Genomic DNA, 24,462 nt, shown 5'->3' with positions numbered 1-24,462 from the left:
GCCGCTTTCGCGAGCAAGCCCGCTCCCACAGGGAAATGCATTCCAAATGTGGGAGTGAATTTTCATTGTCGCCAGCGTTTGAGTACCTGTGCTGATTGATGCATCACGGCGCCTGCCGCTTTCGCGAGCAAGCCCGCTCCCACAGGGAAATGCATTCTAAATGTGGGAGCGGGCTTGCTCGCGAAGGCGTCAGTTCAGGCACCATCACTCCCGGGATTCGACTCCCAGTTCATCCCACACCGACTCCGCCAGATGGAACGTCGCATTCGCCGCCGGGATCCCGCAATAAATCGCGCTCTGCATGATCACTTCCTTGATCTCGCTCCGGCTCACACCGTTGTTGGCCGCCGCACGCAGATGCAATTTCAGCTCGGCCTCGCGATTCATCCCGATCAGCATGGCGATGGTGATCAGGCTGCGCGTGTGCCGTGGCAGGCCCGGGCGGGTCCAGATGTCGCCCCAGGCGTGACGCGTGATCATCTCCTGGAATTCCGAGTTGAACTCGGTCAGCGCATTCAGGCTGCGATCAACGTGGGCATCGCCCAATACCGCGCGGCGTACTTGCAGGCCTTCGTCGTAACGTTGTTTCTCGTCCACAAACTTCCCCTCACTGAGCGTTCAGAAACGCCAACACACGATCACTGAAAGCGGCACCGGCCTGCACGTTGGACAGGTGCGCAGCATAGAACTCGGCGTACTCGGCGCCGCGCACATGCTCCTGAATGAAATGCCCGCCGGACGGTGGCGTCACCGCATCTTCGGTACCCGCGATCACCAGAAGCGGCAGGTTGATCGAGGCCAGTTGCTCACGGAAATCGGCATCGCGCACCGCCGCGCAATTGGCCGCATAACCTTCAGGCGAAGTCGCCGCGAGCATGTCGGTGATCTTCTTCGCCGCGGCCGGATTGGCAGCGGAAAAATCAGGCGTGAACCAACGGGCAATCGACGCATCACGCAATGCGACCATCGCTGCCGGGCCATCACGCAACACGGTTTCGATGCGCGGACTCCACACCGACGGGTCGCCGATCTTCGCGGCGGTGTTGCACACGATCAATTTGTGCAGACGATGACCGGCATTGATCCCCAGCCACTGGCCGATCAACCCGCCCATCGACAATCCGCAGAAATGCGCGCGTTCGATGTGCAGCGCATCCAGCAAGCCGAGCACGTCGCGGCCCAGTTGCTCGATGCTGTAAGGCCCCGGCGTCACCAGCGACTGGCCGTGACCACGGGTGTCGAAACGCAGCACCCGGAAATGCTCGGTGAATGCCGGCATCTGCGCGTCCCACATGTGCAGGTCGGTGCCCAGCGAGTTGGACAGCACCAGCACCGGTGCGTCGACCGGGCCTTCAATAACGTAATGCAGTTCGCCATCGGCGAGTTGAACGAAAGCCACAGCCCTCTCCTTTCAGACAGACAATGCGTTGTGTTCGGCCACTGCGCGCTCGACCCAGGCTTGCGCCTGGCCGAGGTAATGCGCGGGGTCGAGCAGATGATCGAGTTCGGTGCTGCTCAGTTCGGCGGTCACTTGCGGCTCGTCGCCGAGTACCGCACGCAGGTGGCGCTGTTCGGCCACCGCACGTTTGCAGCATTGTTCAAGCAGGTGATGCGCGGTGTCGCGACCGACCCGTTGCGCGAGGACGATGCTCACCGCTTCGGCCAGCACCAGCCCTTGGGTCAATTGCAGATTGCGCGCCATGCGTTCGGCATCGACCTCCAGACCATCGGCCAGCAGGCGCGCCTGTTGCAGCGCACCGGACACCAGGCAGCAGATCTCCGGCAGGGTTTCCCATTCGGCATGCCACAGCCCGAGGCTGCGTTCGTGCTCCTGCGGCATGGCGCTGAACAGCGTCGAGACCAGCCCCGGTACCCGGGTCGCCGCGCCGATCAACACCGCTGCGCCGACCGGATTGCGCTTGTGCGGCATGGTCGACGAACCGCCCTTGCCCGGCACCGACGGCTCGAACACTTCCGCCGCTTCGGTCTGCATCAACAGACTGACGTCGCGCCCGAGCTTGCCGAGGCTGCCGGCGATCAAACCGAGTACCGCGCCGAACTCGACGATGCGATCACGCTGGGTGTGCCACGGTTGTTCCGGCAAGCTCAGTTGCAGCTCTTCGGCCAGCGCCTGGGCGATCGGCAATGCTTGCTCGCCGAGTGCCGCGAGGGTGCCGGAAGCGCCGCCGAATTGCAGCACCAGCAGCCGTGGTTTGAGTTCGCGCAGTCGCTGACGGCTGCGGGTTACCGCGCCGAGCCAACCGGCAATCTTCATCCCGAGGGTCACGGGCGTGGCGTGCTGCAGCCAAGTGCGCCCGGCCAGTGGCGTCGCCGCATGCCGTTGGGCTTGGGTGGCGAGCGAATCGGCCAGCGCTGCCAGATCGCTTTCAATCAGCTCCAGCGCCTGCCGCAATTGCAGGACCAGCCCGGAATCCATCACGTCCTGACTGGTAGCGCCCAAATGCACATAGCGCTCGGCCTCGGCACTGCTCGCGGCGATCTGCTTGCCCAATGCCTTGACCAGTGGAATCGCCGAGTTGCCGGCCGTGGCAATCGCCTCGCCCAGCGCCGCGAAGTCATACAGACCGGCATTGCAAGCGGCGGCAATCGGCGCCACGGCAGACGCCGGAATCACCCCGACCCGCGCCTCGGCACGGGCCAGCGCCGCTTCGAAATCGAGCATGGCCTGCACCCGGCCCTGATCGCAGAACACCTCGCGCATGTCGCGGGCAGTGAAGTAGGCATCGAACAATTGATTGCCCGGTCGCTGAGTCATAAACAGTCCTTGCCGGCGCGGGCCAATGCGGCCCGCGCACATCGGTTTACAGATCGTGGTGCAAGTACGCCGCCTGTTTCGGCAGGCGCAGGCTGAACAGGAACGCCACCGCCATCATCACCGTGACGTACCAGTAGAACGCGTTTTCCATGCCCCCGGCCTTCAGGCTCAGGGCCACGTATTCGGCCGAACCGCCGAAGATCGCGTTGGCCACCGCATAGGCCAGACCGACGCCAAGGGCGCGGACTTCCGGCGGGAACATTTCGGCTTTCACCAGGCCGCTGATCGAGGTGTAGAAACTGACAATCGCCAGCGCCACGGTGATCAGCACAAAGGCCAGAATCGGGCTGCTGATGCTTTTCAGGCTCAACAGGATCGGCACAGTGAACAGCGTGCCGAGCGCGCCGAACCAGAGCATCGAATTACGTCGGCCGATCTTGTCGGCGAGCATGCCGAACAGCGGCTGCATGCACATATACAGGAACAGCGCGCCGGTCATGATGTAGCTGGCGGTCTTGGCGTGCATGCCGGCGGTGTTCACCAGGTACTTCTGCATGTACGTGGTGAAGGTGTAGAAAATCAGCGAGCCACCGGCGGTGTAACCGAGCACGGTGATGAACGCGGCTTTGTGATCACGGAACAGCGCGCGGATGCTGCCGGCGTCCTTGTTCTCGCGCATTTCCTTGCTGGTGGTTTCTTTCAGGGAGCGACGCAGGAACAGCGAAATCACCGCCGCCACCGCACCGACCACAAACGGAATGCGCCAGCCGTAAGCACGCAGTTCATCTTCATTGAGAAACTGCTGCAGGATCACCACCAACGACACCGCCAGCAGTTGCCCGCCAATCAGCGTCACGTACTGGAACGAGGCGAAAAAGCCGCGCTGGCCCTTGAGCGCGACTTCACTCATGTAGGTGGCGGTGGTGCCATATTCGCCACCCACCGACAGGCCTTGCAGCAGCCGCGCGAACAGCAACAGCAGCGGAGCCCAGACGCCGATGCTGGCGTAAGTCGGCAGACAGGCGATGAGCAGGGAGCCGAAGCACATCATCAGCACCGAAATCATCATCGAGGTCTTGCGGCCCTTCTTGTCCGCCAGCCGCCCGAAAATCCAGCCGCCAATCGGGCGCATCAGAAACCCGGCAGCGAACACCCCGGCCGTGTTGACCAGTTGCACCGTGGGGTTGTCGGAGGGGAAAAACGCCGGGGCGAAATAGATCGCGCAGAAGGCGTAGACGTAGAAGTCGAACCATTCGACGAGGTTGCCGGACGAGGCACCGACAATGGCGAAGATGCGCTTGCTGCGCTCCTCGCCGGTGTAATGAGCGGTGGTAGTGGTCATTGTTTTTTACTCTGAAGGGACAGGTGAGAGTCTAGACACACTTCGCAACAGTCCCGTTCCACAGATACATCCACGAGGCATTACACAACCCCTCCTCTGAAAGAGGGCTTGTGGCGAGGGGATTCATCCCCGATCGAGTGCGCAGCACTCGCAAATCTGGCAGACGCGGTGTGTCAGTTTCACCGTGAACTCCGGTCTTGGGGCTGCTTCGCAGCCCATCGGGGATAAATCCCCTCACCACAAACTCACTCCAATGGAACGAGGTGCGATCAATAATCGAAGAACACCGTCTCCGCCTCAGTGCCCTGCAAAATCACATTCCACTGATACACACCCGCCGCATCCGGCTTGGCCAGCAACGTCCCGCGGCGCTCCGCCGGCACACATTCCAGCAGCGGATCATTGACGTTCGCCGGATCGCCTTCGAAGTAGATGCGTGTCAGCAAGTGCTTGACCAGACCACGGGCAAACACCAGCACCACCAGATGCGGGGCCTGGGTCGAGCCCTTCAGGCCTTCGACCGTGCCCGGTTTGATCGTGGTGAAACGGAAGCGCCCTTCGGCGTCCACCGGCACCCGGCCGAAACCTTCGAAGTGCGGGTCCAGTGGTTTGTCCTGCTCGTCTTCCGGGTGCGCGTACTTGCCGGCGGCGTTGGCCTGCCAGACTTCGAGCATCGCGTCGTTGACCACATCGCCGTTGCCGTCAACGACTTGGCCGGTGATCGCCACGCGCTCGCCGAGGGTTTGTTCGACCGCGAGGTTTTCGCGATTCAGCCAGGTCAGGCCGATGTGGTAGTACGGCCCGACGGTGTGGGACGTGGTGGCAGTCAGCGTCATCTTATTTCTCCATCGGCGTGGCGTCGCGGCCGCGCAAGACGATGTCCCAGCGATAGCCGAGGGCGTAGGACGGAATGGTTTTTTCCAGATCGAAAGCGGCGATCAGACGTTCCTTGGCGGAGGTGTCCGGCACGCAGTTGTAGATCGGGTCGTAGGCCAGCAGCGGGTCGCCGGGGAAATACATCTGCGTCACCAGACGGGTGAGGATGCTCGGCCCGAACAGCGAGAAATGGATGTGCGCCGGGCGCCACGCGTTGTGGTGGTTGCCCCACGGATAGGCGCCGGGCTTGATGGTCTGGAACTGATACCAGCCATCGGCGTCGGTCACGGTGCGGCCGGTGCCGGTGAAGTTCGGGTCCAGCGGCGCGTCGTGCAGGTCGCGCTTGTGGTTGTAGCGACCGGCGGCGTTGGCCTGCCAGATCTCCACCAGAATCCCCGGCACCGGCAGACCGTTTTCGTCGAGCACACGGCCGTGAATGATGATGCGCTCGCCCAACGGCTCGCCGTCGTGCTGGGCGGTCAGGTCGTTGTCTTTCTCGGCGACGCGTTCGGCACCGATGGTCGGGCCGGTGATCTCCGACAACGAATGCGGCAGAAACACCAACGGCTTGGACGGCGAGCGCAGGTTGGTGGATTGATACGTCGGGTGCAGGTACTCAGGCTGGGTGCCTTCCTGCGGACGACGGTAGCCAGGCTTGTCAGTCATTTCGCTTTCCTCAGTTCTTATCAGTCGACGCGCTGCGTCAGACGCGTTCGATGGCCAGGGCCAGACCCTGCCCGACGCCGACGCACATGGTCGCCAGACCTTTCTTGCCGCCGGTCTTTTCCAGCTGATGCAGCGCCGTCAGCACCAGTCGCGCCCCGCTCATGCCCAACGGGTGGCCCAAGGCAATCGCACCACCGTTCGGGTTGACCTGCGGCGCATCGTCGGCCAGACCCAATTCACGCAGCACTGCCAGGCCTTGGCTGGCGAAGGCTTCGTTGAGTTCGATCACATCGAAATCGCTGACCGCCACGCCGAGACGCTCGATCAGTTTGCGCACCGCCGGCACCGGGCCGATGCCCATCACCCTAGGTGCAACACCGGCGCTGGCCATACCCAGCACTTTGGCCCGTGCTGTCAGGCCGTGTTTTTTCACCGCTTCCGCCGACGCGAGAATCAGCGCGGCGGCGCCGTCGTTGACCCCCGACGCGTTGCCGGCGGTGACAGTCTTGTCCGGGCCGTTGACCGGTTTGAGTTTGGTCAGCGCTTCAAGCGTGGTGTCGGCGCGTGGATGCTCGTCCTGGCTGACCACGGTTTCGCCCTTCTTGTGGGCGATCCGCACTTCGACGATTTCCTCGGCGAAGTAGCCCGCCGCTTGTGCAGCGGCCGTGCGTTGCTGACTGCGCAGGGCGAAAGCGTCCTGATCGGCACGCGAAACCTTATAGTCGTCAGCGACGTTGTCGGCGGTCTGCGGCATCGCGTCGACGCCGTACTGGGCTTTCATCAGCGGGTTGATGAAACGCCAGCCGATGGTGGTGTCTTCCAGTTTCATGTTGCGCGAGAACGCTGCGTCCGCCTTGCCCATCACGAACGGCGCGCGGGACATCGACTCGACGCCGCCGGCAATCGCCAGCTCCATCTCGCCGCTGGCAATCGCACGGAAAGCAGTGCCGATCGCGTCCATGCCCGAAGCGCAGAGACGGTTGAGGGTCACGCCCGGCACGCTGTCCGGCAGACCCGCCAGCAGCAGCGCCATGCGCGCCACGTTGCGGTTGTCTTCACCAGCCTGGTTGGCGCAGCCGAGGAACACTTCGTCGATCGCGTTCCAGTCCACCGAGGGATTGCGTTCCATCAGCGCTTTGATCGGCACAGCGGCCAGGTCATCGGCACGCACGGCAGACAAACCGCCGCCAAAACGGCCGATGGGGGTACGAATCGCGTCGCAGATATATACGTCACGCATCATGCTTCTCCCGGTGCCTGGCCGTGGGCGGCGGCGGTGCGCGCTTCGAGATCGCGCAGTGCAGTGAGTTCGACTTCGGTCGGTGCCGCCGTGGTTTCAACGTTGTCGGCAAAACGAATGGCCCAACCGGTGGCGGCGACCACTTGCTCGCGGGTCACCCCTGGGTGCAGGGCGGTGACCACGAATTCGTGGGTGCCCTGCTCCGGTTCCATGATGCACAGGTCGGTAATGATCCCGACCGGGCCGGCACCCGGCAGGCCCAGACGCTTGCGCGAATCGCCGCCCTCGCCGTGACCGACCGAGGTAATGAAGTCGAGCTTGTCGACAAACGAACGCGCCGACTGTTTGAGGATGATCAACACGCTTTTCGCCGAACCGGCGATTTCCGGCGCGCCACCGGCACCCGGCAGGCGCACTTTCGGCGCGTGATAGTCGCCGACCACAGTGGTGTTGATGTTGCCGAAACGGTCGACCTGCGCCGCGCCGAGAAAACCGACGTCGATGCGCCCGCCTTGCAGCCAGTAGCGAAAAATCTCACCGGTCGGCACGACGGTGTCGGCGGTTTCCGCCAGTTCACCATCACCGATCGACAGCGGCAGCACGCTCGGCTTGGCGCCAATCGGACCCGATTCGTAGATCAGCACCACGTCCGGCGACGAAGTCAGGCGCGCAAGGTTGGCGGCTTTCGACGGCAGGCCGATGCCGACGAAGCACACCGAGCCGTTCTTCAGGCGACGGGCCGCAGCGACGGTCATCATTTCATTGGTGGTGTAAGTCATTACTTGGCCTCCGAAGCAGCGGCCAACTTGGCCTGGAACTCGCTGAAGTCAGCGCAGCCATGGATGTATTCGTTGATCCACGCGGTAAACGTCTCACGGTCGCGGGCGATCGGATCCCACGCCTGATAGAAGCGATTGTCACGCTCGGTGTAACCGTGGGCGTAGGACGGATGCGCGCCGCCGGGTACGTGGCAAACCGCGCTCAAGGCCCAGGTCGGCAGCACGCAAGCGTTCATCGGGGCGTTGAGGTTGTCGACGATTTCCTCGACGGTGACGATGCAGCGCTTGGCCGCCAGTGCCGCTTCTTTCTGCACCCCGAGAATGCCCCACAGCAGCACGTTGCCCTGACGGTCGGCTTTCTGCGCGTGGATCACGGTGACGTCTGGACGCACCGACGGCACGGCCGCCAGCACTTCACCGGTGAACGGGCAGGTCACGGACTTGATCAGCGGGTTGACCTTCGGCAGGTCGGAACCGGCGTAGGCCCGCAGCACGGCGAACGGTAGGCCGGAAGCGCCGGCGACGTAGGCGTTGGCCAGGTCGGCGTGGCTGTGCTCTTCGATTTCCAGGGCATGCGGCCACTGCTTCTCGACCGCATCGCGCAGACGGTGCAGCGAACCCACACCCGGATTGCCGCCCCAGGAAAAGATTAGCTTGCGTGCACAACCGGCGCCGATCAGTTGGTCGTAGATCAGGTCAGGCGTCATCCGCACCAGGGTCAGATCTTTCTTGCCCTGCCGAATGATTTCATGACCTGCCGCCGTAGGGATCAGGTGAGTGAAGCCTTCGAGCGCGACGGTGTCGCCGTCGTTGACGAATTGCTTCACCGCGTCGTGCAGCGAAAGGATCTCAGCCATGGAGCAGGCTCCCGTTTTTGTAGTGAATCGCCAGTGAGAAAAAGGCGCGAGGTTCAGCGCCGGAGTCACTGCAGATTAAGCCGCTGAAAATCGCCAAACAATCCGATAATCGACTGAGTGTTCGTTTATCGAACGGATTGTTATCACCCTATCAATCACAAGCAAAAGCTTCGCGAGCAAGCCCGCTCCCACATTTGAAATGTGTTTTCCCTGTGGGAGCGGGCTTGCTCGCGAAGGCGTCGGAACATTCAACGCAAATCAAAATGACTCGACTCAGGTCGCATCCGCATGACTGACCATGCCTTTGATCACCACCGCCGTCGTCGCCAACGCCGCCGGAATCACCAGCGCCGTCAGCACCTGCTCGAAATTCCAGCCCAACCCCAGCAACGTCGCGCCCATCCACGCCCCGAGAATCGCGCCAAAGCGGCCAATCCCGAGCATCCACGAGACCCCGGTCGCGCGCCCCTGGGTCGGATAAAACCGTGCCGCCAATGAAGGCATCGCCGATTGCGCGCCGTTGACGCACATACCCGCCACCAACACCAAGGTCGCGAGCAGCGTGATGTTGCCCAGGCTCTGCCCCACCGCGTAGGCAAACACCCCGGCCAGCAGGTAGAACGTGCCGATGACCTTGTGCGGATTGAAGCGGTCCATCGCCCAACCCACAGCGACCGCACTCAACACCCCGCCAAACTGGAACAACGCGCCAATGAACGCCGCCTGCTCCATGCTCGCGCCGCTGTCACGCATCAGGGTCGGCAGCCAACTGGTCAGCAGATAAACGATGACCAGGCCCATGAAGTAGGTCAGCCACAGCAGCAAGGTACCGACGCTGTAGGTGCCGGAGAAAATCACCGCGAACACGTTGCGCGCCTTGACGGTTTTCTGTTCCGGCACGCTGAAACTCGAGGCCTGCGCGACGGTGACCGGATCGATCGGCGACAAGGTCTTGCGTACTTTGTCGGTGCCGCGATTGCGCACCACCAGAAAACGCGCCGACTCCGGCAGCCAGAACAGCAGCACCACCGCGAGGATCAGCGGCAGGATCCCGCCGATCAGCAGCAGGCTGTGCCAGCCGAACGCCGGGATCAGCTTCGCCGAAATGAATCCGCCACCGGCCATGCCGAGGTTGAAGCCGCAGAACATGCTGGTCACCAGCAAGGATTTCTTGCGCTCCGGGGTGTATTCCGAGAGCAGCGTGGTGGCGTTGGGCATGCCGGCGCCCAGACCGAGGCCGGTGAGGAAGCGCAACACCAGCAGTTGCTCGACGTTGGTGCTGTAGGCCGAGGCCAGGCTGAAAGCGCCGAACAGCAGCACCGCGCCAACCAGCACCACTTTGCGTCCGAAGCGGTCAGCCAGCGGGCCGGAACCCAGTGCGCCGAAGACCATGCCGATCAACGCGGCGCTCATTACCGGGCCAAGGCTGGCGCGGTCGATGCCCCAGTCCTGGGACAGTGCAGGCGCGATAAAACCCATCGCCGCGGTGTCGAGACCATCGAGAAATACAATCAGGAAACACAGGATCACCACCCGCCACTGATAGCGCGAGATCGGTTGGGCATTGATGAAGGTCTGCACGTCGAGGCAGTTACCTACAGCGGACTGAGGCTGGTTCATTATTTTTATTCCACGCAAAAAACGCAGTCGAACGGCGGCCGGCCGAAGAGCGGCACGGTCACAAGAATAGAAGATCGAAATCAGGCGTTGAGGTGAATCCGGCAACAGGGAATGGAGCTGAGACAGTCGGGGAGCATGCGCATGGTGAGTTGCCTCTTGTCATTATTATGGGAGTCGACAATCCGGCAGGCTCATTCAAATCTGCGCCGGATGACGCTGCCGCGACATTAATGATCCGGGGCTTTTAGCGTCAATTCGATAAACGCAACACTGTGCGTTTATCGAACAGCTTCATCAGGCGAACAACTGCGCGCTGAGGTCGCGGCTGGCACTGAGCAGGCCCGGCAGGAAGCGTTGTTCCAGTTCGGTACGGCTGACGCGGCCGGCGTGGGTGCTGACATTAAGCGCCGCCACCACCTGGCCCGACGCGTCGTAAACCGGCACGGCAATCGAACGCAGGCCTTGTTCGAGTTCCTGATCGACGATGCACCATCCCTGCTGCCGTACTTCCTGCAGGCATTCGAGCAGACTTTCGGGGGTGTGCAGCGTGCGGCTGGTCTTGGCCACCAGTTCGGCATGGTCGAGGTATTCGCGCAGCGAGGTGTCGTCCAGCGCCGCCAGCAGGATACGGCCCATCGATGTGCAATAGGCCGGCAGACGCCCGCCCACCGACAGGTCCACCGAGATCAGCCGTTGCGTGGTCGCCGAGCGGGCGATGTACAAAATGTCGTCACCTTCGAGCGTGGCCATGTTGCAGGCTTCGTGCAGTTGCTCGCTCATGCGGTCGAGGTACGGCTGGGCCGACACCGCCAGCGGCGTCGACGACAGATACGCGTGGCCGAGGGTCAGCACTTTGGGCAACAACGAGTACGTGCGGCCATCGGTGGTGGCGTAACCCAGTTTGATCAGAGTGTGCAGGCAACGGCGCACAGCAGCGCGGGGAATTTCTGTGCGATGGCTGATCTGGGCGATGGTCAGGTGCCGCTTGCGCTCCTGAAACGCCTGCACCACCGCCAGGCCACGGGCCAGCGAGGTCATGAAATCCGGATCGCCGGTCAGCGCCTGGATGCGTTTGGCCGGCGAAGCGACGATCGGCGGCGCCACGGAGCTGAAGGAGTTGCGCATTTGATCGTTCATTTCTTGTCCTTGTTTCCGGCACGGATCAATGGCTATACAAGCGGCTCGCCGACGGATGTACAAGAGTCGAGTCGCCAACATCGGGCGATTATCGAACCGCCGACCGATTATCGCAATCCATCAGCCTCTGTCCTTCTTGGCTTCTTCATTCATTCACCTGCCTGTTCATCCAACTTCGCATGCCTCATTAGTTGATCGACTTAATGGCGCCAGAAACTGAACGCGAGTCCTTAAAAGGTTTCGGCGAATTTCAACTAGCGATAAAACTTGTCAGTAACAAAACGATCACACATCCCGAACCGTTTTTAACTTGGCAAAGATAGTCATTCCCGAATCGACCGCTATAATGCACCTCAGTGGCGCCACGTTTTCACTGGCCGAGGGTGCCGCCCGCTGACCCGATGCCTATTGCCGTCAGCCCGGCCAGCGCCTGACGCTCATTATTCATGCACCGCCAGCGCGCTTGCTGAAACAGGAAACTGATGCTGCGTCAGTTTTAATCTGGTGCCGTAGCCGCCTGCAACATGGAAGTCTTGATCGCCCTGCCGATAACGCCAATGCCTGAACCGGCATGGCCCTTTGGTGGACGTGTTCAATCGACTCGTTGCCGTGCGTTTCACCAGACATTTATCTCAACTCAAACAGGTAGCACTGTGACGAAAGACGAACTGCGCGCGGAACTTGAGCGCCAGGAACAACGTTACAAGGAAGTTTACGGCGGGGAAGTCACCACCTACGCCGCCCAACCCGAACCGGAACGCAAGGCATGGCGTAAACGCCCCACCGTTCAGGATCAGGTTTTCCAGCAAGAACTGAAAAAGATGGAAGAAGAACTCAAAACCGAAGAGCCCTGAACGGGCGATCCTGAGATTTTCGAGGGTCTGCGTCGCCACCGGCTAAAAGCACGGTGACCCGACCATGCCTTGCGCGCCCGCTATCCGCGGGTAGCGGCCCACCTCCCCCGGCCTGCACGGGAAAGGAGCGTGTCTGACTCGTTTCAGAGATATTTCACACAAACGTTTGAGGCTCGCGCGCGCTCGACGAAATGCCTGCTGCCCGAAGGTTTTTTCAAGCTAATCAAACACTTGAAAAACCCTGCAACATGCTCGGGCATTGCACCTTGCAACAATTTAATTCGACATTGATTGCTACCGATGAGCAGGTAGGGGATCGATTTCCAGTCTTTTCTGGCATAATCGCGCCCCCTTATGACCGGGTCAGAAAACCTTCATGATCGATTTATTCAGCGGACTGGATGCTTGGGTGCTTGTGAGCCTCTTGCTCGCCCTGACGTTTGTCCTCGCCTTCGAGTTCATCAATGGATTTCATGACACCGCTAACGCGGTAGCCACTGTTATCTACACCAAAGCCATGCCGCCTCACCTGGCGGTGTTCTTCTCCGGTGTGTTCAACTTCCTCGGCGTGTTGCTGGGCGGCGTTGGCGTGGCGTATGCCATTGTTCACCTGCTGCCGGTAGAACTGCTGATCAATGTGAATACCGGCCATGGCCTGGCGATGGTGTTCTCGTTGCTCGCCGCGGCGATCACCTGGAACCTGGGCACCTGGTACTTCGGTATCCCGGCCTCCAGTTCCCACACCCTGATCGGCTCGATCCTCGGTGTCGGCCTGGCCAACGCCCTGATCAACAACATCCCGTTGGCCGACGGCGTGAACTGGCAGAAAGCGATCGACATCGGCGCCTCGCTGGTGTTTTCGCCAATGGCTGGCTTCCTGATCGCCGCGCTGATCCTGATCGGCCTGAAGTGGTGGCGTCCGCTGTCGAAGATGCACAAGACCCCGGAACAGCGCCGCAAGATCGACGACAAAAAGCACCCGCCGTTCTGGAACCGCCTGGTCCTGGTAATCTCGGCCATGGCCGTGAGCTTCGTGCACGGTTCCAACGATGGCCAGAAAGGCATCGGCCTGATCATGCTGGTATTGATCGGTATCGTGCCTGCGCAGTTCGTCCTCGACCTGAGCAGCACCACCTACCAGATCGAGCGCACCCGCGACGCGACCCTGCACCTGAGCCAGTTCTACAAGCGCAATGCCGATTCTCTGGGCGAATTCCTGGCCCTGGGCAAAAGTGTTGAAGGCGATCTGCCGGAGAAATTCCGCTGCAACCCGCAGCAGACCGAACCGACCATCAACGCCCTGCTTGGCACCCTTAAAGGTGTAGCGGATTACCATTCGCTGTCCTCGGAAAGCCGCATCGAAGTCCGTCGCTACTTGCTGTGCCTGGACGACACCGCGAAGAAAGTCGGCAAGCTGCCAGGCCTCGAAGCGCGTGAGAAGGCTGACCTGGACAAACTGCGCAAAGACCTGACCACCACCACCGAATACGCCCCGTTCTGGGTGATTCTCGCGGTCGCCCTGGCCCTCGGCCTGGGTACCATGGTCGGCTGGAAACGCGTGGTACTGACCATCGGCGAGAAGATCGGCAAGCAGGGCATGACCTACTCTCAAGGCATGTCGGCGCAGATCACTACCGCCAGTTTGATCGGTATGGCCAACATTTTCAGTCTGCCAGTGTCCACCACTCACGTTCTGTCCTCGGGCGTGGCCGGTACCATGGTCGCCAACAAGAGCGGCCTGCAGGGTGGGACTGTTCGCACTATCCTGCTGGCGTGGGTGCTGACCTTGCCAGCGACTGTGGCGTTGTCGGCTGGGTTGTTCTGGTTGGCGTCCAAAGCGTTGGGTAGCTGATAGACCGCAGCACATGAGAAAGGCGCGATTCTTGAGGATCGCGCCTTTTTTTTTGGGTTTGGTTTTGTGAGCATATCCGTTGCTGCGGTAACGGCCTCCTATGGTTCCGCCCTTACGGCGGGTCACTTTTTCCAAACGCCGAAAAAGTAACCAAAAAGGCTTCCCCCGGCGTACGGCACTTCGCTTAGGCTCAGTGTTCCCTCGCTACGGTGTCCATCAGGGGGCATCGCCTCCGGTTTGCTTCGCTGCACCTCCTCTCGATGTATGCGGCTTCGCCGCATGGCGCTGCGCGCCTAACCCCCTGATGGACACCTTCGCTCGGCCTGCCGAAGGGGCTGAAGATCAAAAGCCACATCAAGAGCCAAAGCCAAAGCCAAAGCCAAAGCCAAAGCCAAAGCAGATCAAAAGATCGCAGCCTTCGGCAGCTCCTACTTGAGATTGGGTATTTTCAGTTGGAGATTGGTTGGCTGACAGGACGCCTTCGCGAGCAAGCCCGCTCCCACAGTTGGAGTGGGTGTATTCAGTTGGAGATCGGTCGGCTCGTAGGCCGCCATCGCCAGCAGGCTGGCTCCTACAAAAAAGCAAAAGCCGAGCGCACGCTTTTCCACCACTCAACACGATGAGCGTTAGCTCGAGTAAAGCTTTTGATCTGAGGGCCCGTCGGCAGGCTGAGTGGAGGGATTTGTCCGGGGGTGGGAGCGCAGCGACCGTTTGGCGCAGCCAAACACAGCGAGAGGAGGTGCAGCGAAGCAAACCGTAGGCGCTGCCCCCCGGATGAATCCCGCAGCGAAGGAACCCGAGCCTAAGCGAGGGCCGAACGTCAGGGTAAAGCCTTTTGGGTTACCTTTTCGGCGTTTGGAAAAGGTGACCCGCCGTAAGGGCGGAACCGTAATAAGCAACACCCGCAGCAACGGATATACACCCAAAACCCCAAGAACATGGTCGGCCCAGCGGCCGCCAAAAACACAAAAAAAAAGGGCAACCGAAGTTGCCCAAAATGCCTTGCGTGCTCATCAAACCCGGAAAGACCTACTTCTTGCGCTTATTCGCATCCTTCCAGATAAAAAATCCAAACCCTGCAAAAAAAAGAACCATGAGCCCCACGGTCAGAACCCCGGCAAACACCACGTTATCGAAAAACATGACTGTGGCCTCCTGGCCCCTGCTTTGCTGCGATGGAGCTAAGTTAACCAATCGCGCAGGCGCAGAAATTGACCAGGATCAAGTCCGGTCAACACAGAAGGCAAAGGCGGGAAAATAACTGACCTGCATCAAAGGATGCAGGGGAAGATCAACGCTTTTTCGGTTTCTTTTTCGGTTTTTTCTGGGCTTTTCCCAACGGCATGGCTTGCTCGAAGGCCTTGCGCACTTCGTTCAGCCGCTTTTCGTTGAGATCATGCACACGCTTGGCGCGCTCGGTGCCGAGGTCGATCAGTTTTTCATCTTGGCTCATGACGTTCAGCGCATCACTTGAAGAAAACACAACTGCCGCATCAGAGGCAGGACTGCGCCAATCATGCAGCCTGACGCCAGCGCTCGACAACAATTGATGTAAATAAGCAGACTCAGATCTCGATATCGACCCACAAGCCCTGACGCGGCTGATCTTCCATCAGCGGCACCACGGGCACGGTGTTGTCGGCATTCAGCTCGGTGCCCGGCACGGCCAGATGCTCTTCCGGGTCTTCGTCGGCTTCGCGACGGCGACGATCACGTTCCTGCTGACGGCGCTGTTCCTCGCGCGCCAGCAGTCGATCCTCTTCCGGGTCGCGTTTTTGCAGGTCGATCGTGCTTTCGTTGGAGCTTTCCTGCACCGGCACCACCGGAGGAATGTCCGGCCGCTGGCGAATCGGATCCTGCTGGGAAGTGATCGGCACAGCGCTCAGGGGGAGCATCGGTGGCAGCATATAAAGGGTCTCCTGTCAGCAGGCTATCGGCTGCGGCAAAGGCGCCTTGAGCCACTGGTCGCAAACTTGTGACCGGGTTGGCACTGTAGGAGCTGCCGAAGGCTGCGATCTTTTCATGGGACAACGTAGAACTCAGGTGTTTCCGTAGATCAAAAGATCGAAGCCTGCGGCAGCTTCTGCCCAGTAATCTTTGGCCCTGAAGCCTGCATTCCGTTAAGATAGCCCGCTTTTTCAAGGTGGGAGTCAGGCAGCATGGCGCAGCAGTATCAACCGGGGCAACGCTGGATCAGTGACAGCGAAGCAGAGCTTGGTTTAGGCACCGTTCTGGCACAGGACGGCCGCTTGTTGACCGTGCTTTACCCGGCCACTGGCGAAACCCGCCAGTACGCGCTACGGAATGCGCCCCTCACCCGCGTGCGGTTCTCGCCGGGTGACACCATTACTCACTTCGAAGGTTGGAAGATGACCGTGCGCGAAGTCGACGACGTCGACGGGCTGATGGTCTATCACGGTCTCAACGGGCAGAACGAAGCCGTCACCCTGCCGGAAACCCAGCTGTCGAACTTCATTCAGTTCCGTCTGGCCAGCGATCGTCTGTTCGCCGGGCAGATCGACCCGCTGTCGTGGTTCTCCCTGCGCTACAACACCCTGGAACACACCAGCCGCCAGTTGCAGTCTTCGCTCTGGGGCCTGGGCGGCGTGCGTGCGCAACCGATCGCGCACCAGCTGCACATTGCCCGTGAAGTCGCCGACCGTATCGCGCCGCGGGTTCTGCTGGCGGACGAAGTGGGTCTGGGTAAAACCATCGAAGCCGGTCTGGTGATCCATCGCCAACTGCTGTCGGGCCGCGCCAATCGCGTGCTGATCCTGGTCCCGGAAAACCTCCAGCACCAGTGGCTGGTGGAAATGCGCCGCCGCTTCAACCTGCAGGTCGCGCTGTTCGACGAAGAACGCTTTATCGAAAGCGATGCCACCAACCCGTTCGAAGACACCCAGCTGGCATTGGTTGCCCTGGAGTGGCTGGTCGAAGACGAGAAGGCGCAGGACGCCTTGTTCGCCGCCGGCTGGGATCTGATGGTGGTCGACGAAGCCCACCACCTGGTGTGGCACGAAGACAAGGCCAGCCCCGAGTACTCGCTGGTCGAACAATTGGCTGAAGTGATTCCCGGCGTGCTGCTGCTCACCGCGACCCCGGAACAGCTCGGTCAGGACAGCCACTTCGCCCGTCTGCGCCTGCTCGACCCGAACCGTTTCCATGACCTGGCCGCGTTCCGCGCCGAGAGCGAGAACTATCGCCCGGTGGCCGAAGCCGTTCAGGAACTGCTCGACAAAGGGCGCCTGTCGCCGGAAGCGCACAAGACCATCCACGGTTTCCTCGGCAACGAAGGCGAAGCCTTGCTGACCGCGGTCAACGATGGCGATAGCGAAGCCAGCGCCCGTCTGGTGCGCGAGCTGCTCGACCGCCACGGCACCGGCCGCGTGCTGTTCCGTAACACCCGCGCCGCGGTGCAGGGTTTCCCCGAGCGCAAACTGCACCCGTACCCGCTGCCATGCCCGGACGAATACCTCGAACTGCCGCTGGGCGATCACGCCGAGCTGTACCCGGAAGTCAGCTTCCAGGCCCAGCCGGACGCCAGCGAAGAAGAGCGCTGGTGGAAATTCGACCCGCGCGTCGAGTGGCTGATCGATCAGCTGAAAATGCTCAAGCGCACCAAAGTGCTGGTGATCTGCGCCCACGCCGAAACCGCGATGGACCTGGAAGACGCCCTGCGCGTGCGTTCCGGCATCCCGGCCACGGTGTTCCATGAAGGCATGAACATCCTTGAGCGTGACCGCGCAGCCGCCTACTTCGCCGACGAAGAGTTCGGCGCGCAGGTGCTGATCTGCTCGGAAATCGGCAGTGAAGGTCGCAACTTCCAGTTCGCCCATCACTTGGTGCTGTTCGATCTGCCGTCGCACCCGGACCTGCTTGAGCAGCGTATCGGTCGTCTCGACCGGATCGGCCAGAAGCACATCATCGAACTGCACGTGCCGTACCTGGAAACCAGCCCGCAAGAGCGCCTGTTCCAGTGGTACCACGAAGCGCTGAACGCGTTCCTCAACACCTGCCCGACCGGCAACGCCTTGCAGCATCAGTTCGGCCCGCGCCTGCTGCCGCTGCTTGAAGAAGCCGACGACGGTGAGTGGCAGGCGCTGATCGACGAAGCGCGCACCGAGCGCGAGCGTCTGGAAGCCGAGCTGCACACCGGCCGCGACCGTCTGCTGGAGCTGAACTCCGGCGGTTCGGGCGAAGGCGATCAGTTGGTCGAGGACATCCTTGAGCAAGACGATCAGTTCGCCCTGCCGATCTATATGGAAACCCTGTTCGACGCGTTCGGCATCGACAGCGAAGACCATTCGGAAAACGCCCTGATCCTCAAGCCGAGCGAGAAGATGCTCGACGCCAGCTTCCCGCTGGGCGATGACGAAGGCGTGACCATCACCTACGACCGCAACCAGGCGCTGTCGCGCGAAGACATGCAGTTCATCACCTGGGAACACCCGATGGTGCAGGGCGGCATGGATCTGGTGCTGTCCGGCTCGATGGGCAACACCGCCGTCGCACTGATCAAGAACAAGGCGCTGAAACCGGGCACCGTGCTGCTGGAACTGCTCTACGTCAGCGAAGTGGTTGCACCGCGCTCGCTGCAACTGGGCCGCTACCTGCCACCGGCCGCCCTGCGCTGCCTGCTCGACGCCAACGGCAACGATCTGTCGGCCCGCGTCTCGTTCGAAACCTTGAACGATCAACTGGAAAGCGTGCCACGCGCCAGCGCCAACAAGTTCATCCAGGCCCAGCGCGATCAGCTGACGCCACGGATCAACGCCGGTGAAGACAAGATCACCCCGCGTCACGCCGAGCGCGTGGCCGAGGCCCGTCGTCGTCTAGCGGCGGACACCGACGAAGAACTGGCGCGCCTGACCGCGTTGCAAGCAGTCAACCCGACCGTGCGCGACAGCGAACTGGATGCGTTGCGCAAGCAGCGTGAACTGGGTCTGGCGATGCTGGATAAAGCGGCATTGCGTCTGGAAGCGATACGGGTGTTGGTGGCGGGTTAAGTCCCCTGCTCTGCCGCTATAAATGAAGAGGCCTGCAGCGATGCGGGCCTTTTTGTTTGTCTGGTATTTATCGGCTGATGCTGATGGACCCTTCGCGAGCAAGCCCGCTCCCACAATTTGGAATGCGTTCCCATGTGGGAGCGGGCTTGCTCGCGAAGGCGGTTATGCAGTCGCCACAGAAACATCAGGCTCAACCACCGCAACCAACCCCTCCTTCATCCGCTGCGCATCGCGCACAAAACACCGCGCCGCCAGAAACAGAAACACCATGGTGAAGAACAGCGCCACCGGAATCAGGTACATCGCGTCATGCAGCCCCACAGCCTTGAACGCCTCAGTCATCTGCTCGGCCCCCGCCGAGAGCATCGCCGATTTGGCGAAATGATCGGACAAGGCCCCCACCACCACTGGCCCCAAACCGCCGCCGAGCAGGTACAGCCCGGCAAAGAACAGCGCCATCGCCGTGGCCCGCAGGCGCGGTTCGACCACGTCCTGAATCGCCGTGTACACGCAGGTGTAGAAGTTATAGGCAAACAGCCAGCCGACGCTGAACACCGCGACGAACACGCCGATCTCGACCCGTCCGGCGTGCAGCGCCCACGCGGTGCACAGGGTCGAGATGATCAGGCTGAAGCCGGCAAACAGCAGCCGGCCGTTGGCGACTCGTTGATGAATCTTGTCAGCGATCCAGCCGCCGAGGGTCAGACCGATCAACCCGGTGACACCGACGATCACGCCGGTCGCCACCGCCGCCTCCTGCAACGGCATCAGGAAGTAGCGCTGCAGCATCGGCACCAGAAACGAGTTGCAGGCATAGGTGGCGAAGTTGAAGCACAAACCGGCCATCACCAGCCACAGGAATGTCGGCACCGCCAGCACCCGGCGGATAGGCTTGTCGACTCTCTCTTGGGACACCTGCACGGTTTCCGCCGCGCCGCGTTTGGGTTCCTTGATGAAGAACATGAACACCGCGAGGATCAGCCCCGGCACCGCCGCGATAAAGAACGGCGCGCGCCAGCTGTCGAAGGCCTTGACCATCGCGCCGATGGTGAAGAATGCCAGCAACAGGCCCAACGGCAGGCCGAGCATGAAAATACCCATGGCCCGCGCCCGACGGTGCGCCGGGAACAGGTCACCGATCAACGAGTTGGCGGCCGGCGCGTAACTGGCCTCGCCAATGCCGATGCCCATGCGCACCAGCAGAAAACTCCAGAAACTGCCGACCAGCCCGTTGACCGCCGTCAGCGCGCTCCAGGTCGCCAGGCCCCAGCCCATCAATTTGCTGCGCGAACCGGTATCGGCCATGCGTCCCAACGGCAGGCCGGCGATCGCATAAACCAGGGTGAACGCGGTGCCGACGATTCCCAGTTGAAAATCGCTGAGGTGCCATTCCATGCGGATCGGCTCGATGATGATCGCCGGAATGGTGCGGTCGAAGAAATTGAACAGGTTGGCAAGGAATAACAGGAACAGAATGCGCCAGGCATTCGCCGCTTGGGTCGAGTTCTGCATGGGTCCGTCTCTTTATTGTTATGTGGGCTTCACTGCCGACGCATCCGAGCCCGGAACCTGCAATCTAGACAGGCCTGCCGGGGCTGTCTGTGATCATTCGTCAGCCTGATAACGGGCCATGGCACTGTAACGAAACGTAAGCCCTTGATAACACTGCAATCCCCCATAAACCGGGGGTTTCGCGGCAAAACCCGGCTACAAAAAAATACTTTCGCGCCCCCCTTCCCAAGTTCATGGCGAAGCCTAGAATAGCCGCCGGATCCGTCCGGATTCGCCGATCAACCCCTTTGATACCCTCCCCATGTCCGAAGTCAGTCCGTGTCTGAATTGCGGTGCCTGCTGTTCCCATTTTCGCGTGTCTTTTTTCTGGGGTGAATGCGCCTCCTCCGGCGGTACAGTGCCCGATGAACTGGTGACGCAGATCAGTCCCAGTCGGGTAGCGATGAACGGCACCGACTGCAAATCGCCGCGGTGTACGGCGTTGATCGGTGAAGTGGGCAGTAACGTGCAGTGCTCGATTTACGAGCAACGCTCCAGTCCCTGCCGCGAATTCGATGCTTCCTGGGAATACGGCGAACAGAATGTCGATTGCGACAAGGCGCGCGCCCGCTTCGGCTTGCCGCCGCTCGAACCGGAATGGAATCAGATCCCTTACGACCAAAGCGCCTAATGGTTTAGCGCCAATCGCTATAAGGCTCATGCCGAAATGGTTGGCGCCAATGTGCCACTACCGCTTGCATGGCAAAAACCGCCTCTATACTCCTCTCATTCGCCTGCGTTGCTGACGCAGCAGGGACGACTTCACAGACGGGGATGCTATGGAGTGGCTTGGTTTGCAGTTTGTTACCGAGCTGCCGCAGAGCGGGCAGGTCATTCTCGATTGCACACACAATCCCTTGCTGGTGCTGGTGGCCTATCTGGTCGCCTGCGCCGCGAGTTTTGCCACCCTCGACATGGCCGAGCGGGTTGGCCACGCCGAAGATCCGGGTTCGCAACGGGTCTGGCGCTGGATCGGCGCCACCTGCCTGGCTGGCGGCATTTGGGCCATGCACTTCATCGCCATGCTGGCATTCCAGGCGCCGCTGGAAATCCATTACGAACTGGCCACCACTCTGTTTTCCCTGGTGATCGCCCTGCTCGCCTCATGGCTGGCGATGCACACCCTGAGCGTGCCTCATCCCTCGCTGATGCAGTACCTGAAAACCGCGATCGTTATTGGCCTGGGCATCGCCGGCATGCATTACGTCGGCATGGCGGCGATGCACTCGGTGGCCACTGCGTATTACCAGCCGCTGCTGTTCTGCCTGTCGATCGTGATTGCCATCGGCGCCAGCTTCGCCGCGCTGTGGGTCGCCGGTTATCTGCGTGAAGGCAGCGGCCGTTTTCATCAGTTGCTCAAATACACCGCCGCAGTGATCCTCGGTGCCGGCATCATCAGCATGCACTTCACCGGCATGGCCGCGTTGCATCTGGTGGTGCCCGAGGGCGCAGTGCCGCCCCTGAGTGGCGAAACCAATTACCTGCAACTGGGCCTGACCGTCGCATTGATCATCCTGCTGATTCTCGGCAGCGCGATCAGCGCGGCACTCGCCGACAAGAAACTGCAGAACAAGGAGCAGGATCTGCGCCGGGTCAACGCCCTGCTCGGCCAGCTCGATCAGGCGCGGATGTCATTGCAACAAGTGGCCAATTACGACGCGCTGACCAACCTGATCAACCGCCGCGGTTTCAACCAGCTTTTCGCCGAGAAACTCAGCCAGAAAACCAACGAAGGCGGCATGCTCGCGGTGATGTTTCTCGACATCGACCACTTCAAGCGAATCAACGACAGCCTCGGCCATGACGCCGGCGACGCCCTGCTCAAAGTCATCGCCAATCACATCAAAGGCTCGGTGCGCAGCCATGAAGACGTGGTCGCCCGCTTCGGCGGTGACGAGTTCTGCATCCTGATCAGCCTGCGTGAACGTGAGGAAGCGCGCAACATGGCGCAACGGATCATGCTGAAAATGAAGGAGCCGATCGAACTGGCCGGCCGCCGTATGGTGATGACCACCAGCATCGGCATCAGCCTGTTCCCGGACGACGGCACCACCTGCGAAGAACTGCTCAAGCACGCGGATCTGGCGCTGTATCAATCCAAGGGCGCCGGGCGTAACGGCCTGCATTTTTTCAGTGCCAACATGAAGACCCGCGCCAGCCTCGAACTGCAATTGGAAGAAGAACTGCGCCAGGCCCTGCGCGAAGAAAACGGGCTGACGCTGTATTACCAACCGATCTTCGAACTGAAAACCGGTCGAGTGACCAAACTCGAAGCGCTGATCCGCTGGCAGCATCCGGTGCATGGCTTGCTGGCCCCGGATCGCTTCATCGCGATTGCCGAAACCAATGGCCTGATCGCCGAACTGGATAACTGGGTGTTGCGCCGGGCCTGCACTGACCTTGGCGAACTGACGCGGCATGGCTGCAACGACCTGAAAATCGCCTGGAACTGCTCGCCGCTCAACCTTGCCCGGGAAGAGCTGGCCGATGAGATCGAAAGCGCACTGCGCAGCGCTGGCGTTGCGCCGGAACGGCTGGAACTGGAAGTCACCGAAAACGCGCTGATGGGCAACATCGCCAACACCCTGGTGCTGCTGCGGCAGATCCGCGCCCTCGGGGTGTCGCTGTCGATCGACGACTTCGGCACTGGCTATTCGTCGCTGGCCTACCTCAAGCGCCTGCCGCTCAATACGCTGAAAATCGACCGCTCGTTCATCCTCGACATTCCCACGGCGACCGCCGACATGGAGATCGTCCAGGCGATCATCGTCATGGCCCACACCCTGCATTTGCAGGTGGTGACCGAAGGCGTGGAGAGCCTGGAACAGTACGAATTTCTTGAGCGCTCAGGCTGCGATTTCATTCAGGGCTACCTGCTCAGCCGCCCGGTGCCGCTGGACGAGTTACGCCCGGTGCTGGAAGAAATCAATCAGCGCAAACACTCGCACGCGGTCAATCCGTTGAGTCTGGCGCGCGGTACATTTGTACCAGTGTCGCTGGATCCTTCTGCAAAAAGCCCTGCGCCCCATGCAGGCGCATCAATTGTGCGGCCAATCCGCTGATCGGCGTGGCCGAGCCTTGTTCGCGGGAGAATTTCACTGCGGTATCGAGGTCCTTGAGCAGCGTGCGCACGTGCCATTTCACCGGTTCAAAACGGCTCTCGGCCATTTGCGGGGCGAGGATCTGCAACGGTTTCGAATCGGCAAAACCACCGGCCAGCGCTTCGGCAATCAGGCTCGCATCGACCCCGGCCTGTTCGGCCAGCGCCACTACTTCGGCGATCACCAGCGCATTACAGGCGACGATCATCTGGTTGCAAGCCTTGGTGACCTGCCCGGCGCCGATGCCACCCATGTGCGTGACGCGCTGACCGAGGCTGAGCAGTACCGGGCGCACCCGCTCCAGATCCGCCGCCGCACCGCCGACCATGATCGCCAGACTGCCGGCCTCGGCACCCACCACGCCGCCGGACACCGGTGAGTCGAGCCAGCTCATCCCGGTCTTGTCGGCCAACTCGGTGGCCATTTCGCGGGTAGCGGTCGGTTCGAGGCTGGAAAAGTCCACGAGCAACTGGCCGCTTTTCGCACCTTCAGCGACACCCCCGGCGCCAAACACCACCTCGCGCACCACCGCCGTGTCGGCCAGACAGAGCATCACCACGTCCGCGTGTTCGCACAGTTCAGCGGGGCTTGCTACCTGCCGGGCGCCGGCTTCGACCAGTGGCGCGCACTTGACCGGGTTGCGATTCCACACGGTCAACGGGTAGCCGGCAGCCAGCAAACGGCGGCACATCGGCAGGCCCATCAGGCCGATTCCGGCAAAACCCAACGAAGGGAGCGTTGACATCATTTCGCCTCTTTTTGATTAAAGATCACTGAATAATGGCCGATTCATGAGCGATCAGGA

General features: G+C 61.2%; 21 protein-coding genes. 5 read left to right on the top strand and 16 right to left on the bottom strand.

Features of this window, described 5'->3' with window-relative positions:
• Window positions 1–204 precede the first annotated feature (204 nt).
• The 11 genes from pcaC to pcaR form a co-directional block, all read right to left on the bottom strand.
• Window positions 205–597 carry a 4-carboxymuconolactone decarboxylase gene (gene pcaC, locus J1G18_RS10485; RefSeq protein WP_027614399.1) on the bottom strand — a complete coding sequence of 131 codons (393 nt, stop codon included), beginning with the start codon at window positions 595–597 and terminating at the stop codon, window positions 205–207.
• Window positions 598–607: 10 nt separating this feature from the next.
• Complete coding sequence (gene pcaD / locus J1G18_RS10480; RefSeq protein ID WP_223007616.1) at window positions 608–1,399, bottom strand: 3-oxoadipate enol-lactonase; 792 nt, start codon at window positions 1,397–1,399, stop codon at window positions 608–610.
• Between the two features lie 12 nt (window positions 1,400–1,411).
• Window positions 1,412–2,776: a 3-carboxy-cis,cis-muconate cycloisomerase gene (locus J1G18_RS10475; protein ID WP_223007615.1), complete on the bottom strand. Its 1,365-nt coding sequence runs from the start codon at window positions 2,774–2,776 to the stop codon at window positions 1,412–1,414.
• A gap of 46 nt (window positions 2,777–2,822) precedes the next feature.
• Window positions 2,823–4,118, bottom strand: a complete 1,296-nt coding sequence (locus tag J1G18_RS10470) for an MFS family transporter (protein ID WP_223007614.1) — start codon at window positions 4,116–4,118, stop codon at window positions 2,823–2,825.
• Between the two features lie 269 nt (window positions 4,119–4,387).
• Window positions 4,388–4,954 (bottom strand): protocatechuate 3,4-dioxygenase subunit alpha, encoded by a 567-nt coding sequence (pcaG, locus tag J1G18_RS10465; protein ID WP_003222412.1) that lies wholly within the window; start codon window positions 4,952–4,954, stop codon window positions 4,388–4,390.
• Between the two features lies 1 nt (window position 4,955).
• Window positions 4,956–5,660: a protocatechuate 3,4-dioxygenase subunit beta gene (pcaH, locus tag J1G18_RS10460; protein ID WP_027614394.1), complete on the bottom strand. Its 705-nt coding sequence runs from the start codon at window positions 5,658–5,660 to the stop codon at window positions 4,956–4,958.
• 37 nt (window positions 5,661–5,697) lie between these two features.
• Window positions 5,698–6,903 (bottom strand): 3-oxoadipyl-CoA thiolase, encoded by a 1,206-nt coding sequence (gene pcaF, locus J1G18_RS10455; protein ID WP_177408942.1) that lies wholly within the window; start codon window positions 6,901–6,903, stop codon window positions 5,698–5,700.
• Window positions 6,900–7,679 (bottom strand): CoA-transferase subunit beta, encoded by a 780-nt coding sequence (locus J1G18_RS10450; protein WP_027614392.1) that lies wholly within the window; start codon window positions 7,677–7,679, stop codon window positions 6,900–6,902. The genes pcaF and J1G18_RS10450 overlap by 4 nt, the downstream gene beginning before the upstream one ends.
• Window positions 7,679–8,536 carry a CoA transferase subunit A gene (locus tag J1G18_RS10445; RefSeq protein ID WP_003222404.1) on the bottom strand — a complete coding sequence of 286 codons (858 nt, stop codon included), beginning with the start codon at window positions 8,534–8,536 and terminating at the stop codon, window positions 7,679–7,681. The genes J1G18_RS10450 and J1G18_RS10445 overlap by 1 nt, the downstream gene beginning before the upstream one ends.
• Before the next feature lie 273 nt (window positions 8,537–8,809).
• Window positions 8,810–10,156, bottom strand: coding sequence for an MFS transporter (locus J1G18_RS10440; protein WP_027614391.1), 1,347 nt, complete (start codon window positions 10,154–10,156; stop codon window positions 8,810–8,812).
• Window positions 10,157–10,450: 294 nt separating this feature from the next.
• Window positions 10,451–11,293 (bottom strand): pca regulon transcriptional regulator PcaR, encoded by an 843-nt coding sequence (pcaR, locus tag J1G18_RS10435; protein WP_098967581.1) that lies wholly within the window; start codon window positions 11,291–11,293, stop codon window positions 10,451–10,453.
• A 653-nt stretch (window positions 11,294–11,946) separates the two neighbouring features.
• Here pcaR and J1G18_RS10430 point away from each other — a divergent pair.
• Together J1G18_RS10430 and J1G18_RS10425 are read left to right on the top strand one after the other, a co-directional pair.
• The gene (locus J1G18_RS10430) at window positions 11,947–12,147 is read left to right on the top strand and encodes a hypothetical protein (protein ID WP_003222398.1); all 201 of its coding nucleotides are present in this window, start codon (window positions 11,947–11,949) and stop codon (window positions 12,145–12,147) included.
• Between the two features lie 376 nt (window positions 12,148–12,523).
• Entirely contained in the window at window positions 12,524–13,999 is a 1,476-nt protein-coding gene (locus J1G18_RS10425; protein ID WP_003222397.1) for an inorganic phosphate transporter, read from the top strand.
• A 1,029-nt stretch (window positions 14,000–15,028) separates the two neighbouring features.
• Here the strand turns inward: J1G18_RS10425 and ccoM are convergent.
• From ccoM to J1G18_RS10415, 3 genes are all read right to left on the bottom strand, one after another.
• A complete protein-coding gene (gene ccoM, locus J1G18_RS28225) occupies window positions 15,029–15,142 on the bottom strand; it encodes a cytochrome c oxidase subunit CcoM (RefSeq protein WP_003222396.1) in 114 nt (37 codons plus the stop codon).
• 148 nt (window positions 15,143–15,290) lie between these two features.
• On the bottom strand, window positions 15,291–15,452 hold the full coding sequence (locus tag J1G18_RS10420) for a hypothetical protein (protein ID WP_096797040.1): 162 nt from the start codon (window positions 15,450–15,452) through the stop codon (window positions 15,291–15,293).
• 112 nt (window positions 15,453–15,564) lie between these two features.
• Window positions 15,565–15,906, bottom strand: coding sequence for a hypothetical protein (locus J1G18_RS10415; RefSeq protein ID WP_003222394.1), 342 nt, complete (start codon window positions 15,904–15,906; stop codon window positions 15,565–15,567).
• A gap of 252 nt (window positions 15,907–16,158) precedes the next feature.
• On the opposite strand from J1G18_RS10415, the gene rapA reads away from it, so the two are divergent.
• The gene (gene rapA / locus J1G18_RS10410) at window positions 16,159–19,005 is read left to right on the top strand and encodes an RNA polymerase-associated protein RapA (protein ID WP_150370417.1); all 2,847 of its coding nucleotides are present in this window, start codon (window positions 16,159–16,161) and stop codon (window positions 19,003–19,005) included.
• A 162-nt stretch (window positions 19,006–19,167) separates the two neighbouring features.
• Here the strand turns inward: rapA and J1G18_RS10405 are convergent, their stop codons facing one another.
• Window positions 19,168–20,517, bottom strand: a complete 1,350-nt coding sequence (locus J1G18_RS10405) for a spinster family MFS transporter (protein ID WP_027614388.1) — start codon at window positions 20,515–20,517, stop codon at window positions 19,168–19,170.
• Window positions 20,518–20,818: 301 nt separating this feature from the next.
• Between J1G18_RS10405 and J1G18_RS10400 the strand changes: the two genes are divergently transcribed.
• Together J1G18_RS10400 and J1G18_RS10395 are read left to right on the top strand one after the other, a co-directional pair.
• Complete coding sequence (locus J1G18_RS10400; protein ID WP_098967577.1) at window positions 20,819–21,187, top strand: YkgJ family cysteine cluster protein; 369 nt, start codon at window positions 20,819–20,821, stop codon at window positions 21,185–21,187.
• A 148-nt stretch (window positions 21,188–21,335) separates the two neighbouring features.
• Window positions 21,336–23,618 (top strand): putative bifunctional diguanylate cyclase/phosphodiesterase, encoded by a 2,283-nt coding sequence (locus J1G18_RS10395; protein WP_223007613.1) that lies wholly within the window; start codon window positions 21,336–21,338, stop codon window positions 23,616–23,618.
• Here J1G18_RS10395 and J1G18_RS10390 read toward each other — a convergent pair.
• A complete protein-coding gene (locus J1G18_RS10390; RefSeq protein WP_223007612.1) occupies window positions 23,509–24,405 on the bottom strand; it encodes an NAD(P)-dependent oxidoreductase in 897 nt (298 codons plus the stop codon). The two genes, J1G18_RS10395 and J1G18_RS10390, sit on opposite strands and share 110 nt — an antisense overlap.
• Window positions 24,406–24,462 lie beyond the last annotated feature (57 nt).

It is taken from the genome of Pseudomonas sp. MIS38 (genome assembly GCF_019891575.1).
Classification (GTDB): domain Bacteria; phylum Pseudomonadota; class Gammaproteobacteria; order Pseudomonadales; family Pseudomonadaceae; genus Aquipseudomonas; species Aquipseudomonas putida_A.
This window is presented reverse-complemented; position numbering and strand designations above follow the sequence as displayed.